Annotated in this window: 8 protein-coding genes; all 8 read right to left on the bottom strand. The window is 58.8% G+C overall.

The annotated features are described in order from the left end of the window. Positions 1-93 precede the first annotated feature (93 nt). Entirely contained in the window at positions 94-3,354 is a 3,261-nt protein-coding gene (locus tag A15D_RS12675) for an Ig-like domain-containing protein (RefSeq protein WP_102792252.1), read from the bottom strand. A 12-nt stretch (positions 3,355-3,366) separates the two neighbouring features. Beyond that, positions 3,367-4,725, bottom strand: coding sequence for an OmpP1/FadL family transporter (locus tag A15D_RS12670; protein WP_022985451.1), 1,359 nt, complete (start codon positions 4,723-4,725; stop codon positions 3,367-3,369). Positions 4,726-5,038: 313 nt separating this feature from the next. Next, positions 5,039-8,185, bottom strand: a complete 3,147-nt coding sequence (locus tag A15D_RS12665) for an Ig-like domain-containing protein (protein ID WP_158245810.1) — start codon at positions 8,183-8,185, stop codon at positions 5,039-5,041. Positions 8,186-8,194: 9 nt separating this feature from the next. Next, positions 8,195-9,523 carry an outer membrane protein transport protein gene (locus A15D_RS12660; protein ID WP_146026880.1) on the bottom strand — a complete coding sequence of 443 codons (1,329 nt, stop codon included), beginning with the start codon at positions 9,521-9,523 and terminating at the stop codon, positions 8,195-8,197. 494 nt (positions 9,524-10,017) lie between these two features. Then, positions 10,018-11,592, bottom strand: coding sequence for an iron ABC transporter permease (locus A15D_RS12655; protein WP_102792250.1), 1,575 nt, complete (start codon positions 11,590-11,592; stop codon positions 10,018-10,020). Positions 11,593-11,617: 25 nt separating this feature from the next. After that, positions 11,618-12,628: a Fe(3+) ABC transporter substrate-binding protein gene (locus tag A15D_RS12650; protein WP_022985455.1), complete on the bottom strand. Its 1,011-nt coding sequence runs from the start codon at positions 12,626-12,628 to the stop codon at positions 11,618-11,620. Positions 12,629-12,715: 87 nt separating this feature from the next. Next, positions 12,716-13,960, bottom strand: coding sequence for an FAD-dependent monooxygenase (locus A15D_RS12645; protein ID WP_102792249.1), 1,245 nt, complete (start codon positions 13,958-13,960; stop codon positions 12,716-12,718). A 350-nt stretch (positions 13,961-14,310) separates the two neighbouring features. Continuing rightward, on the bottom strand, positions 14,311-15,492 hold the full coding sequence (locus A15D_RS12640) for an FAD-dependent monooxygenase (RefSeq protein WP_102792248.1): 1,182 nt from the start codon (positions 15,490-15,492) through the stop codon (positions 14,311-14,313). Positions 15,493-15,800: the final 308 nt, after the last annotated feature.

Raw genomic sequence — 15,800 nt, 5'->3', positions numbered from 1 at the left:
GGGGGGCATAGGCTGGCAGGACGGACAGGGGCCGCCACAAACAACAATGCCCCGGCGAACCGGGGCATTGCGGGGTCAAGCCTGCAGGGCGCGTTATTTGATCGACGCGCTCTGGTAGCTCAGGTTGATGCCACCCGGCGGAATGATCAGGTTCACCTGCCCGCCTTCCAGGCCAGCAAGACTGATCTCCAGATCCACGTTCTTGGATTCCAGGTTCTGCAGACCAATGAACAGGCGGCCATCAGGCAGGAAGTCCAGCGGACCTTCCAGGATCACATCGTCAATGGGCAGGCCTTTCACGTTGTGCTCCAGACCCAGCGGCAGGCTCAGGGCCGGGGCATCGAACAGCAGGTCGAACTGGAGCCGGAACACCGGGCCGTCCGGCGTTTCCACGATGTAGCCCACCGGCGGGACCGTGCGTGGACTGTTCGGGTCATTGGGGTCCTCGGGCTCGTAGCGAACACGCATGATGTTCGGGCCGGTGGCAGTCTCAATCGGCACCAGGCCCACATCGCCCAGCACTCCCAGCAGGCTGCCCAATACCCCTTCACCACCGAACTGACCCGCCAATGCATTGACCAGATCATCCACCGTCCCCAGTGTCACCTCCAGCAAATCGGTCAAAATCGGCCCCAACACCGGGATGACATCCAGGGTGCTCTGAGAATCCAGCACATTCAGATCCAGCCCGACTACCGCAGTGGCGTCCAGGTTGGTGAGCGCCACGGTAGTGGGATAGATCACCACAGGCACACCCTGTTGCTCAGCATCGAAGTCGAGGATTTCGGTGTTGAGCATCCCGGTGACATACATAATCCGGTTGCTGTCACAGCGGATCTGGTCTTCAGAGGTATAAGGCGGCGTACCTTCAAAGCCACAACCGGTGTTGGCCGCGGTAATCAGCCCTGTGCCACCGCCATCACGAGGCAGGATCAAGGTGGCATTGGCTGGCGTATCCACCGGGTCAATCACGTTCCCGGTGGCAACCGGTTCACCGGTATCGATCTGGAAGTTGTTATTGACATCCGCACTTTGCAGGTTATCCAGCTCCTGGAACACGGTGTTCACCGCCACGCCCCCACGGAACAGTATTTCCATGTCCGGCCCGCCGTCCGTCAAGCCACCTCCCAACAGGGGGGCGGTCTGCAGGGGCAAATCGTCAGCCGAGCAGATACCGGCACAGCCGGTACCACCACCGTTACCCGCGAGCACATAGCGGTACAGCGCGCCCTCTTCCCAGGCAGTATCCGGTGCAAAGGTGAGACTGCGGGTTTGCACGACCAGTTGCCCATCCACCGGCTCCCAGCTGCCGCCGTTATCCTTTTCCACCAGGAAGGTATCACCCAGCACAATGGTGTCGGCATTCATGTTCTGAGAAAAACGTACCCGGATGTCACGGTTGGCCGGCAAGTCCACAATCGGCAGCGGGTCCACTGCCACCTGCTGGGCTTCCGGGCTTGAAGACACACACACCCCCTGGGTGCCGGCATCAATTTCCCCTTGGGATGCCACCGTACTGGCACAGGGGAACCCTGGGTATACCACCGAAGCATAGGGACCCCGGCGAACATCCTCAGGATCATTTACCACGTATTCCGGCAGCATGAAGTCCAGGCTGTTATCCCCTTCCAGACTATCGAGCATCTGCAAGGCATTACCGGCAAGATCGGTAATCTCCGGAGTGGTTGTGACCACATATTCCACACCGTATTCCACCGGGCTGTCGGGGGTGATGATCAAGGCACTGCCATCCAGCTTCCAGCTGAACGGTTCCGCCATGCCACCCTTGGTGAGCATCAGGCTCTCACCGGCCACAATGGAGGCGGCTTCCAGCACCTCATTGAAATGGATGATGATCGGGTCGCCCGGCTCCATCCGGTCCGCCACATTACCCGGCTGCCAGGAAAGCTCCTGTCCATTCTCGCCATCCAGCACCGGCACAAAGGGATTCTCTGCATCAATCGGAGGGAGAGGAGCGGTTTCCTGATCGCGATAGGATTCCATGCGGAAACTCAGTACGCCGTAGGCATTATCGACACCCAAGACACGCGGCTCGACAATGGTGATGGCATCGGTGTTGAGCTTGCCATCGGTAATCAGCCCGGACCCCACCAGCTCAAGGTGCAGCAGGTTTTGCGTAAAGGCCCCATTGGCGCGGGCATCCTTGGTGGAGAAGGCCACATCCATGAACAAGCGCAGCTGCTTCGGTGCTTCATCACTGTCGGCATTGGGGTTGGGGAACAGATAACCGGTGGCATCGGAAATGATCTGCACGGTCACTTCACCGGAATCGAACCCGACAGGCACTTCACCACCAATAAGCACTTCCAGGGAATCCCCTTTCAGAATGCCACCCTTCTTGACTCGCAGCGGGGTGATCTCCGGGAAGTTCGGAGTAAAGGCCAGCTCGGCATAGACATCGCCCTGTTGCTTGGACACGGTTTTGTCTTGTAGCAGAGTGCTGTTCACCGGCACGCAGTTGATCGGTTGACCCGTCAGGTCAGAAACCCGCACGCCTTCATCACGACAGCCCAGCGTATCGTCCGCAGGCGGGGCATTGGTCACCAGTACCGCCCGCTCACCAGTCGTGGGAGAGGTAGTATCCTGGGGAACCGTGGTGTGGGTGTAGGGGGCGATGTCTTCACCAAATACACTCTTGATGCCATTCACCGACAGCTCATAGGTGGCACCCGGGGTCATGTCCTCGATGGGGTCCACACTGATCGCGTTTCGGCTGACCAGCATCTGCGCGTCTACCAACTCGCCATCCTTGCTCAGGCTGACCGTATCACCGTAGACCACGGTGGAGCGCTCGATGGGATGACTGGTACGCAGACGAAAGGTGGAGAAATCCATGCTTTCGAACTGTTGATCATCCGGAAACAGCGACTCCACCTCAAAGTTGGCGGCGGTTTTTTGTGTCTCCACCGGGCCTTGCAAGGCTGCGCGCGTAGTAAAGTTGAGCGTACCGTCCTTGAAGGTGGTGGTTTCGCCCAGCACGGTCACGCCGTTCATGACCACTTTGTAATCTGAAGCAGGCTCAAGGGCATCAACCGGCGTCAATACTACCCCCTTGCCATCAGCAACGGATTCCAGGGTGAATGCTACGTCCTCATCATCCGGCCCCGTAAAGGAGAAGTTGCCGGCATCCGCCGTGACTTCATGGCTGAACTGCAACGCTACGATAGTCCGGGGCGCCACCTGCTGCTGGTTATCCAACGGATAAGTGTAGTGCAGGTTACGGGGATTGAAGGTCGCCGTATTGAAGCTCACGTCATCGCTGTCACCCCCGCAGCCCACCAGGGTGGCGGTAGCAAGTGCGGTGATGGCGAGGGCAATCTTGTTCTTTTTCATGGTGCACCTCCGTTAGAACTTCAGGGTCAGGGACCCGCTGAATACATGAACGTCGCCGTCTGTGCTGACGCTTTCATAGGGGTTGGTCACACTGGGGTTGGTCGAGGTCAGCTCGAAGTCACGCTCCTGCAGCTGCTGATACTGGTACCCAAAGTCGAGACGCATGGGATAGGCCAGGATCGGCGGATTCTTGATGATCAGGGCACTGCCGACACCGACGATCAGGCGATCGTTGTCGAAATAGTTCACGTCCGGCGTCTGGATGCTTTCCAGTGGGCTCTCCTGATAAGCCACACCGCCAAACAGAATGATGTGGTCATTCACGGTCCACTCCGCACCGATCCGCGGCACGATGATGTCCTTGAACTTGGCATTGGCCTGATCCTTGACGGTATCGCGCTCCAGCTGATCTTCCAGGTCTTTCCAGTTCTGCTGCTCCACGGACACAGAAGCCCGGAAATTGTCACTGAAGTGGTACAACAGGCCCGCGCTGAAAATGTCCGGCTGGTAGGAATCGATTGTGTCGATAAGAACCGTGATGCCCGGATCAATCACGGTACCCGGGATAGTCAGGTTGGATTCCACTGCGGTACGGGCTTCTGTATGGCCACGGAAGGCAAAGGCCGTTTCCAGCCCTGTCCAGAAACCACAATCTTCCTTGCCACAGAATATCTTGTCCCACTCCATGTTCATGGAAAGCACAGGACGAATGATCGGTTTGGCTGTCACAGTCAGCTCTTCATACTGCGTTTCCCCGGCCAGATCTGCACTGGCAATCAGGGTAGCTTCGCTGCGCAGGGATACGTGGGCAGAGGCCCCGGTGGTAATCCCGTTGGCGACCTCCAGGCCGCCCCCAAGGTTCAGAAACAGCGGCTGACGCCCGTATTGCATGAATTGGCCTTCACGGGAGTTCTGGGATTCAAACGCCAGCATTTCCTCACCGTACTTTTCCACCCCGGCGATAATCGCAAAGTACAGGGGGTGCTCACCTTTCATCATGTCGGTGAGGTCGGTTTTCAGGGCAATGACTTGCTGCTGGGTGTCGGACACATTCGCTTTGTCGCCATCGCGAATAACGGCCGCCCCCCCACCGCTCGGGTTGCCGTTGCTGCTCACCCGCAGGTCATGCTCACCGTGCAATAGCCCCACGGTCATTTCACCACGAGGGTCGCGGGTCAGATAGGCAGGGTTGTAGTACAGCGCCGAAGCCTGGGTATTGAACAGGGACATCCCTTGTGCGGTACCCACATCAATAGGCAGCAGGCCATAGGTGCTGGCAGTGTTCCCCATTGCGCCCCAGGCGACCGGTGCGGCCAGTAAAGAGGTGGCAAAAGCGGCAGCCCCGAACTGGGACAGTTTACGGATGGTCATAGCGCGTCTCCGGCGTTTGTTATTCGGTTTATCGCCACGCTCAGGGTGGCTCTTGTATGGACAAGAACGGGTGAAAGCTATGCAGCCCCTGCCTGTTCCTGCCTGTGTATATGCAATAAGTAAAACAAAACGGCCGTACTACAGCCGTTGAGAAAAGGTTGGGAATGGTTGAGAAAAGTGTGTGATTTGACGGGCTTGTAAGAGTGTGTAATCAGAGTGTTATTTGAGCGGCGCCAGCGGCCGTTTGCCACAATGCCTTGCGCTTGACACCCAAAAGCCGGCACAAGGCCGGCTTTTGGGTGTTCCTGGTTAATCAGTTTTTCAATGGTGCGCCGAGATACTGCAGAACCACCCCCCCTTCCGGGATTTTCAGGAAAATCTCGGGCGTGTTGAGCAGCACACCCAGCTCCACATTGATAGGGATCGCATTGGCGTTGACCTGATTGATCACGATGCGCCCGTCCGGCAGGAAGGTTACCGGGCCCGACAGGTTCATGGTCAGCGGATAACTGTGCAGGTTGTGGGAGCCGTTAAGCACGATGTGCATGTACGGCGCATCCATGAACAGTTCCACATCGGTACGGAATTCCGGGCCGGCATCGGTTTCCACGATCCAACCCGGGATCAAACCCTGACGCTGAATCTCGTCAAACACATAACTGCCATCCGGGTTGCGCTTTTCACAGTAATTGTCGGCATCTTCCGGCCAGGCCACACAGTCATAGCGCATACGCATGAACTGCGTTTCGGTGGGAGTTTCACTGGGAATGAAACCCAGGATTTTCACCAACAAGGTAACCGACGAAGCCTGAATCATTGTGGGATACAACCCCACTCGAACGGCCTGGCCAGTCTCACCGGTGACCGGGTCGGTGTACGGGGCCATGCCAAAGACCTCCGTATTCAGGCCGCCTACCACATGGATGTCACAACCCTCCTCAGTATCGCAAACCAACTCCGGATCGTAGAGCAGCCCTTCACCGTCATAGCCATCAATGAACAGATCTGTGGTATTGACTCCCCGCCCCTCACTGCCATAACCCGGCTCTCCGCTATCGAAGTGGCCATTGGCATTGATATCCAGGGTTGGCAAGTTACGCAGGGGCTGGAAAACACTGGCCACCGAGGGCGCGCCAATGAAGTGCAAGTGCATGTTCGGGCCACCCATGTCCGCATCCGGTGCGCTCAGCACCGCTGTCTGCAATCGCTTGCCCGCGGTGGAGCAAATCGCCTCACCGCTGGAACAGTCGTTGGGCTGCTGCGCACTGGTGCCATTCACACTCATCAGGACATAACGGTAGTACGTCCCTTCTTCCCAGGGTTCCGCAGGAGTGAAGACAAGACTGCGGGTGCCGACTTCCAGCTTTCCTTTTACCCCTTCCTCACACTGGTACTTGCGAGTGCTGTCCTCGTCATAACGCATCGGCTTGCCGGTAGCAGGATCCAGCTCCACCTTTTCAACCCGGAAGCTACCAACGTCACAGGCGATACTGTTATCGAAGATCACCGAGGCAGGATCAATATCCTGGGAAAAACGGACATGAATAGAACGGTCCGCCGGCATCAGCGGAACAGGGGTGCGGTCATCGTCGGTGGTGCCACCCAGACAAAAACCGTGGTTGCCCGCTTCGATCTCCCAGTGCTCCTTATCGCTGGCACAGGGGAAGCCCGGGTAAGTCGTCAGGGCCACCGGCGCAGGAGCGTCTCCCACCCGGGCAGGCATCTGCAGGGTCGCATTCACCGAAGCCAGCGGATTGCCTGCCAAGTCAGTCACCTGGCCGCCCAACGCAACGGCATAACTTTCTCCCATGACCAGAGGCATTTGCGGATGCAGCACCAACGTGGCGCCATCCAGCGCCCACTCAACATTTTCTTCCATGCCGTTATGCGTAAAGGTAACCGCTCCCGGCTGCTCCAGGGTTGCCGGGTCAAGCGGCTCACTGAAGTTGAGAATGATCGGGTCACCGGGGCGAGCCTTGTCTGCCACACCACTATCATTGGCCGCGGGAGTCATGCTCTGCAGCACGGGGGACGTCATGTCCGGTACCGGCTGCGGGGCTCTCTCCTGATCCTCATAGGATTTCATGTGAAAACTGAGCAGCCCGAACGCGGTTTCCTGACCCAGAATCTTTGGCTCGACAATGCCCACCGCATCAATTTCCATCCGCCCATTTTGCACCAGCGCCATGCCATTGAGCTCCACATGCATCAGCGTCTGGCTAAGCGCGCCATTGGCCTCTGGATTTTCTGCGGTCATGGAAACGTCCATGTACAGACGCACCTGCTTGGGTGCCTCGTGGGCATCACTGTAGGGGTTGGGCAGCAGATAACCGGACGCATCGGACAGGAAGGTCACGGAAATATCCCCGGTACTGATCCCTGCCGGCACATCGCCCCCAACCTTCACGTCGATATTGGACCCGGTGAGCAAGCTGTTACGTGCGATACGCAACGGCGAGACATCCGGGTAATTCGGAAGATGTGCCAGCTCCGCGTACACATTGCCGGATTGCAAGGTGGCATCCTTGCTGCCTAGCAGAGTGGACTGCAGCGGCACACAGTTCATTGCCTCACCGGTAAGTTTGGCAGTGAGCGCGCCGACCTGGTTGCAGGGATCTTCCTGCACGTCGCTGGCTTTTACCACTTCCTGCACCAGCGTGGCACGGGGCTTGGAGTTACCCGCCTGCCAGCTCTTTTCGAACCCGCCGGTCAATTGGGCATCATCGACACCCCGCACCGAGGAGGTCAGCTTCAGTGTGTAGGTCTCACCTGCAGCAAGATCCTCAATCGGATCCACGGTCACCGCGTTACCCTTGACCAACAGGATAGCCGGCACGGTTTGACCCTGATGTTCCAACTCAATGCTGGCATCCGCATCGGTGTCACCGTACCTCACCGTATCGGTGTTGAGCATCTGGTTGAACTGCAAGCGCAAGGCACTGAAATCCATGAAAGGCAGGGTATCCCCATCAGGGATCAGCTGGCGGACAACCAGTGCGGCGCCTTGCTTGCGGTGACTTAACGGTCCATCCGCATCCATACGAGTGGTGAAGTCCATCCCGCCATCAGGGAACGCGGCAATGCCATTACCTGTATCCAGATCACTGAACTCGAGACGGTAGTGGGTGGCGAACTCCAGCGGCTGCTGGGGCTGGATCGAAACCCCCAAACCACCATCGAGAGCCTGCGGCTCGCCCAGTGCAACGGGGGTCGCCCCTTCGCAGGTATCCGCCTGGGTGTCACATCTGAGTAGCTGAACATTGCCAGACTCTACGCTGACCGCATGAGAGAAACGGGCGATTATTGGCGTCTTCGGCGAAACCCCTTGCTGACCCTCGTAAGGGTAGCTGTAGTACACCTCGCCAATCTGCCAGTTCCGTGTTGTGGGATCATCGGCCTCGCCACCACATGCAGCCAACAAGGTGCTCGCCACTGCCAGGCCCAATAGTTTTATTTTCATGGCCATCTCCTAGAACTTCAGCGTGATGGAGCCGGTAAAGACACTGACCTCGCCATCAACCTCTCCCGATCCGTACGGTGCCGGATAGCTCGGGGAACGACGGTCGTAGAGATCGAACTCGCGCGATTCCAGTTTTTGATACTGGTAGGCAAGATCCAGTCGTACCGGGTATGCCAGAATCGGTACCGATGTGTACTGGGCGGTCAGACCAACACCCACGATCCACTTGTCGGTATCCAGGTAATTCACTTCCAACGACCCGGTGGAATCCAGCGGTGATTCACTGAATGCGACCCCACCGGTGATCATGTAGGTATCGTCCAGGTGGAACTCACCGCCAATACGCGGCACCACGATATCCTTGAAGGCAAGCCGGGCATCGCCATCGGCTTCCACTGCCTGATCCTTGATGGTGTCGCCTTCCAATTCCTCTTCCAGGCTCGACCATTCCTGCATTTCCAACGTTACCCCTACCCGCCAGCGGTCCCTGCCATAGGCCAGACCGGCGGCATAGATATTCGGCTGGTAGGAATCGATAGTCGTGATTGCCAGATTGATGCCCGGGTCTACCACCGTGCCAGGAATGGTGATGGTGGAATCTACTGTGGTGTTGGTATTGGAGTAGCCGCGGTAACTGAATGCCGCCTCCAAACCGTTCATCCAGCAAGAGCGGTCATCACCACAGAAACTCTCACCGAAATCCATGTTCAAACCGAAAATCGGGCGAATGGAAGGCTTGGCGGAAACGTTGAGGGTTTCATAGCTGGTCTCGCCTGCCAGGGTCGAACTGGCCACCAGCTCGGCTTCGGAATGCAGGGTGATACGCGCGGAAAAGCCCGCATCCAGCCCACGCCACAATTGGGTGCCACCCCCCAGATTCAGGAACAAGGGCTGCCGGCCGTATTCAAAGAACTGCCCCTCAGTGGACGTCTGCGAATTGAACGACAACATTTCATCGCCGTACTTCTCCACTCCCAGCATGAAGCCAAGGTAGAGCGGGTGTTCGTACTGGGTCAGGTTGGTCAGGTCGGTTTTCATGCCCAGCAAAACCTGCTGGGAAGGAGAGTCCTGCAGCACCTGACCGTCACCCCGGAGCTCGTGCTCCGCATGCATCAGGCCTGTGGTGAGCTCGCCCCGGCTGTCCTTGGTCAGGTACGCCGGGTTGTAGTAAGTCGCGGACACCTGACTGTTAAAAAGGGACAGGGCCTGGGCGGAAGCAATATCCGAGGGCAGTACCCCATAGGTCGTGCCGATATTACCCATGCTGGCCATTACTGGTGTCACAGACACAACACCAGCTCCCAGCAAGATAGCGGGAAGCAGTTTCCTTGTTGTCATTTGGCTCTCCACAAAAGACGTGCCCGAACGGGCCATTTATTATTCAAAGGGCTACCCACCTACACCTAGCGGCTAGGCAGAAATTTGCCCAAATAAAGGTGGCATAACCGTACCAACATTTTGAAACATAACCGAGATACAAGTTCTCAAAACGGCCGATAATTTACATATATACACATAAACAAACGATTGGGTTGCACTACAGCTAACCCCTTTGCATTAGCTGTATACGTAGCGCTAAGAAGAAATCCAAGAAAGGAAACAATGCTGGCAAATATGTCTCCCATGCACACCTGTGCGCACCATCGGAGCTCCCCGGGAAAAGGACACCCGCGACACTCACCAGCAAGGAAAGACAGAAGAAGGCGGCCCGGAAAGGCCACCAAAGAAACACATCAACAGCACATGAATCGCAAGCGATTGCGGGTGACTTGTATTAAGCACCTGTGCGCCGCCAGTGTTCCTGTTACACGAACTACCAGTTGTCCACGCCGCTAGCGCCGGCGTGTGAGCAACACCACTGGCAGCAACCCCAGCAGCACCAGCGTCAGGGAAGGCGCTGCCGCTCTCTCCCACTCCCCTTCCGCAGTGAGCTCATAGATCCGAACGGCCAGGGTATCCCAGCCAAAGGGTCGCAACAGCAGGGTGGCAGGCATTTCTTTCATGACATCAATGCCTACCAACAACAAGGCGGTCAGCAGACCAGGCAGCATCATAGGCAAATAGACCCGCCGCCCAACATCCGATGACGATGCCCCCAGAGTCCGGGCCGCATCGACCAAACCAGGACGCACTTGCTGCAAGGCATTTTCCACCGGGCCAAAGGCCACCGCCATGAAGCGCACCACGTAGGCCAGCACCAACGCCGCCAGGCCTCCGACCAGGGCCACCGGCAGTCCCCAGGCATTGAGGCGCGACTCCACCGCACTGAAACTCACCATGATACCCACCGCCAACACCGAGCCCGGCAGCGCGTAGCCCAAGGTGGCCAGCTGAGCCGCCACCGAGACCCCCGCTGACGACTGATGCCGCTTCACCCACGCCAGCCAGCTGGCCAGCACAAGCACCAACCCGGCGGACATGGCTCCCAACAGGAAGGTACGCCAGACCAGATTCAGGAAGCGCGCATCCACCCCGTCCAGGCGGGTCTCCACCACCCAATACAGTAATCGGGAGACCGGCAACACAAACGCCATGAACAGGACTGCAAAGGCCAGCAACGTAATCAGCCAGGCCCCCCGGGGACGCACCCGCATCACCTTGCGTCCCCCCAGCTCACTGAAGCGCGCACGGCGGCGGCCGCGCCGCTCCAGCCACAGCGCCACCAATACGAACAGCAACAACAGCGAAGCCAGCTGTGCTGCCGCCTGCAGGTTGAACAGGCCGTACCAGCTTTTGTAGATCGCGGTGGTAAAGGTGTCGAAATTGAATACGGACACCGCCCCAAAGTCCGCCAGGGTTTCCATCAAGGCCAGCGCCAGGCCGGCCGCGATGCCGGGGCGCGCCATGGGCAGCGCCACCTTGAAGAATGCCCGCACCGGGCCATCACCCAGAATACGCGCCTGCTCCAGCACCGCCCGCCCCTGGGCCTGAAAGGCCAGCCGCGCCAACATGTACACATAGGGATAGAGCACCAGCGACAAGGTGACGACCACCCATAGCGGGTGGCGGGCGCTAAAACCGGGGAAATCGCTCCACCAGTGGCGGAGCTGGGTCTGGATCGGTCCGGCATAGTCGAGCAGATCGACCATCACAAACGCCAGCACATAGGCCGGCATGGCCATGGGCAAAAACAGGGCCCACTCCAGCCAGCGACGCCCGGGGAAATCCAGGGTGGCCACACACCAGGCCAGCGACACACCCAGCAGCAAGACCCCGACGGTGACTCCCACCATCAGAAACAGGGTGTTCCCCACCAGCCGCCACAGCACGGTATCCAGCAAATGCTGCCAGGTTTCCCATTGCTGTTGGTGCCAGGCACTCAGTAGTACCAGTATCGGCACCAGTACCAGCAGGGCCAGCGCTGCTGCGCTGGCCCCACTGGCACTGCGTAATCCCCGGCGGGGCATATCAGGCGTTTCTCAACAGCATGAATCAGCGATACCCGGCCCGGTCCATCAACTTGACGGCATCAACCTGCAGTTCACCGGCCACGCTCACGTTCAGGTCATCACTCTTGAAATCCCCCCAGGAGGCCACTTCGTCGGCAGGCTTCACTGCCGAGTTCACCGGGTATTCCAGGTTGCGGTCCGCCAGCAGACTCTGGGCGGCCGGCTGGGTCATCCACTCCAGCAAGGCCTTGGCCTGTTCCGGATGCGGTGCGTGTTGGGTGATCGCTGCCCCGGAAATATTGATGTGCACACCACTACTGTCCTGGTTGGCCCAGAACAGGGCCAGCGGCAGCTGCGGGTTATCCCGTTTCATACGGCCATAATAGTAGGTGTTCACGATCCCCACATCACACTGACCCGCGACGATGGCTTCCATCAGCGCGGTATCGTTGGAGAACACATCCGTAGCCAGATTGCCCACCCAACCGCGCACGATTTCCTCGGTCTTTTCTTCACCAAGACGCTTGATCATGGTGGCGACCAGAGACTGGTTGTAGACCTTCTTGGAGGTACGCAGACACAGACGGCCCTTCCACTTCGGATCAGCCAGATCTTCATAGGATGACAGTGTGGCCGGATCAACCCGGTCGCGAGAATAGACGATGGTGCGGGCACGCACGGTCAGACCGAACCAGCGCTTGTCCGGGTCGGTGAGTGCAGTGGGCACATTGGCATTAAGTACCACCGACTCCACCGGCTGAAGCAAATCCTTGTTGGCCGCATTCCAGAGATTGCCTGCGTCCACCGTAATGAAAAGGTCAGCAGGAGTGCGCTCACCTTCCGCCTGCAACCGGGCGGTCAAGGCAGCAGCGTTATCCGTAATATACCGGATCTGCACACCGGTGGATTCGGTATAGGCATCAAACACCGGCTTGATCAGATGATCATTACGGGAGGTATACACCACCAGCTCGTTTTGCTCGGCCGGTTCCGAGCAGCCCCACAGGCCGCCCGCCATGACCAGAGCTCCGGCCAGTAAACCCAGGATACGCATATCCAAAACTCCATCTCTTAAACAGGAATGATTCTTAATTGGGCGCCAGTATGGCAGGTCTGCCCCGCGACCTCTAGTCACACTGCGTTAACGCATGCGGTGACGGGGTGGTTGCGCCTGCCGCGGCAGATCCGCGCCCCGCCCCAATGCCTGACCGATAAAAAAACGTTTCACCGGGCCCGCCTGATTCACCCAACGCATACCCGTATTGCGCAGCCAGCGCAGCGGCATTGCCCGCTGCTCGAATAGCTGCTGAAACCCGCGCATGGCATTTTGCATGACCAGGTTTTCACCACGGCGACGGCGCTGGTAGCGCGACAGGGCATGCGGGTCCGCACACGGGCGCCCGGCCTTCACCGCTGCCGCCACTTCCTCAGCCAGCACAGCGGCGTCAAGCAAGCCCAGATTGACGCCCTGCCCGGCGAGCGGATGAATCACATGAGCCGCATCGCCAATCAACGCCAACCCGGTAGCCACATAGCTGCTGGCATGGCGCTCCTGGACAGGAAACACCGCACGCTCCCCCAGCAAGCTCACCTCGCCCAGTGCGTCACCGACCGCCGCCTGCAGATGGGCAGCAAACAGACCCGGTTCCGCTGCATTCAGTTCCGCAATTCGCTGCGGCCAACCCGACCAGACAATGGAGCACTGCCGCTGATCACCCGGCGAAGCCAACGAGAACAACGGCAACAGGGCCAACGGGCCTGACTCCATGAAAACCTGCCGCGCACAACCGCCATGGGGTTGTGCCGTGGTAATCGTGGCCACCAGGGCATGGTGTCCGGTGTCTCGAGCCCCCCCACTGATTCCTGCCCACTCACGGACCCGCGAACGGGCGCCATCGGCCCCGACCAGCAAATCAGCCTCGAGCACATCAGCACCACACTGAACCCGCCACCGCTGCCCCTCGCGACGCGCCCCTTCCACCGACACGCCACAGCGCCACTCCAGCGAAGGCAACGACGCCGCCCGGTCATACAGGGCCGCCGTCAGGTGGCCGTTTTCCAGCAGCCACCCCAGGCTATCGACCCCGGCATCCACGGCGTTGAAACTGACCTCACCGGTGCCATCCTGATCCCAGACCTGCATGGCATCATAGGGCTGTACCCGCGACAGATTCAGGCAATCCCAGACCCCACTGTTGCGCAGCAGCCAGTAGCTGGCTTCGGTCAAGGTGGAGACCCGCAATTGCGCCGCCCCTTCCGGCATGACCGGCGCTGGCGCACCATCCAGCACCGTCACCCGCAGCCCCTCAGCCGCCAGCAGCACCGCCAGCAACCCCCCGGTCATACCACCACCGACGATAATGATGTGTTGTTCGCTAACGCCCATCACAGGTCCTTTCCGGAGGGCGAAAATGAGCGCAAGCCCATCTCCACCATTCAATGCCATGAGTTGAAAGTTTAAAGTTCAAAGTTCAAACGCGAGCCAAGCCAGCGGGTTTTGCAGTACCGTGCCCGCGTTCACCGGTAAGGGCGCGGGTACAGAAATCCAGAACGGTAAAACCTGTCTCGCGTTTCAACTTTGAACTTTGAACTGATTTTGTCCTGCCCTGCACCGACATCTCGGAGATTGCCTGGCGGCAATTTCCGACCTACGCGTCTTCGTAGCCCGGTTTTGGCTTTTGATTTTCGCTTTTAACCTTAGCTATTCACTATTCACTGTTAACTATTAACTGCTCTTCACAGCCCCATGGCCCGTTTCGCAAACCCGCTACGCAACCCAGGCAGGAGATCCAGCGCAACTAGGCCCAGCTGGCGGCTGTGAGCAAACAGCGGGTGCTGGACGCGAAACAGTTCTGGCACCCAGCGAGAGGCCTGACCGATCAAGGCCTGATCTTTTTCGCGCTGGGAAGCGAAAGCCTGCAGGATTCGCAGACTGCCAGGATGATCACTGCCACCCACCGTGCAGGCCAGCGCCTGCAGATCCCGCACCGTCAGATTAAAGCCCTGCCCGGCCACCGGGTGCAGGGTGTGGGCGGCATTACCCACCACAACGCCATGGGGCACGACCTGTGCGCAAGATTCCGTCAGCACCAGCGGGTAACGCTGACGCTCTCCCAACCCGGTGAGGCGCGGCGCCCCGGCCGGGCTGCGTGCCTGCAATTGTGCCAACGCGTCCTGCTCACTCATGGCCATCCACCGCGCTACCTGCTCACGGGGCCCCGTCCAGACGAGGGCAAAACGCTGGTCTGGCAGGGGCAAGAATGCCAGCGGCCCTTCATTGAGAAAGCGCTCATAGGCAATACCCTCATGGGAGCTCGCCAGTGACAGGTTGGCAATCAGGGCATCGTGCCCGGTGTCATGATCCCGGGCACTGATCCCCAACCACTCGCGGGTTTTGGAGCGGGCGCCATCCGCCGCGATCAGCAAGGGCGTGTGCAGGGTATCACCACTGGAGAGGGAAACTTGATAGCCATGTTCCAGGCGACGAATACCGGACAACGCATCCGGTGCACGCACGGTAATGGCGTCATCACTGAACAGCGCCCCCAGCAACACAAAACCCAGCCAGCGGTTTTCTACCACCACCCCAAGCTGGTCGACGCCTTCTTCCTGTGCGGACATACGGGTCAACCCGAGCCGGGATTGCCGGGACACATGCACCGTGCCAATTGCAGCGGCGTGTTCACGAATAGCCAGGCCCAGACCAAGATCATCCAATACCGCCAACGTGCCCGCCGACAGCGCAGTACTGCGCGCATCAAAACTCGGGGTCAACGGCGGCGTTTCAGGCAACGTCAGCGGATGACTTTCCACCAGCACCACACTGCCTGCGCCATGGCGACGCAACAACAACGCCAGCATGGCACCCGCCATCCCGCCGCCAACGATCACCAGAGGTTGTTTATCACTCACCGCCATCAGATTTTCCGTAGGGCGGAAATGGGCGAACGCCCATCTCCGCCATCAAAGAACGAGTGTTGAAAGTTGAAAAGCACGGGAAGGTCTCGTTGATCCCCTGAAACCCTGTGCCTTCGATTCAGCGCGAAAACCCCCTCGCTGCAAACTGGCACCGGCACATCCTCGTGTTTGAACCTTCAACGGGTTTTGTCGCACCCTGCAACGCCATGTCGGAGATGGGCTCACGCCCATTTCCGACCTACGCGGCTTCGTAGCGGAGGATTTTCGCTTTTGAATTCAGCTGTCAACTGTCCACTATCAACTGTCAA

The organism is Alcanivorax sp. MD8A (assembly GCF_002888555.1).
GTDB lineage: Bacteria > Pseudomonadota > Gammaproteobacteria > Pseudomonadales > Alcanivoracaceae > Alcanivorax.
Note: the sequence above shows the minus strand (reverse complement) of the source record. Positions and strands in the feature narration are given on the sequence as shown.

Bases quoted from the DNA above. Each gene is read 5' to 3' on its own strand.
- A15D_RS12675 (WP_102792252.1), bottom strand. From the start codon at position 3,354: ATGAAAAAGAACAAGATTGCCCTCGCCATCACCGCACTTGCTACCGCC.
- A15D_RS12670 (WP_022985451.1), bottom strand. From the start codon at position 4,725: ATGACCATCCGTAAACTGTCCCAGTTCGGGGCTGCCGCTTTTGCCACC.
- A15D_RS12665 (WP_158245810.1), bottom strand. From the start codon at position 8,185: ATGAAAATAAAACTATTGGGCCTGGCAGTGGCGAGCACCTTGTTGGCT.
- A15D_RS12660 (WP_146026880.1), bottom strand. From the start codon at position 9,523: ATGACAACAAGGAAACTGCTTCCCGCTATCTTGCTGGGAGCTGGTGTT.
- A15D_RS12655 (WP_102792250.1), bottom strand. From the start codon at position 11,592: ATGCCCCGCCGGGGATTACGCAGTGCCAGTGGGGCCAGCGCAGCAGCG.
- A15D_RS12650 (WP_022985455.1), bottom strand. From the start codon at position 12,628: ATGCGTATCCTGGGTTTACTGGCCGGAGCTCTGGTCATGGCGGGCGGC.
- A15D_RS12645 (WP_102792249.1), bottom strand. From the start codon at position 13,960: ATGGGCGTTAGCGAACAACACATCATTATCGTCGGTGGTGGTATGACC.
- A15D_RS12640 (WP_102792248.1), bottom strand. From the start codon at position 15,492: ATGGCGGTGAGTGATAAACAACCTCTGGTGATCGTTGGCGGCGGGATG.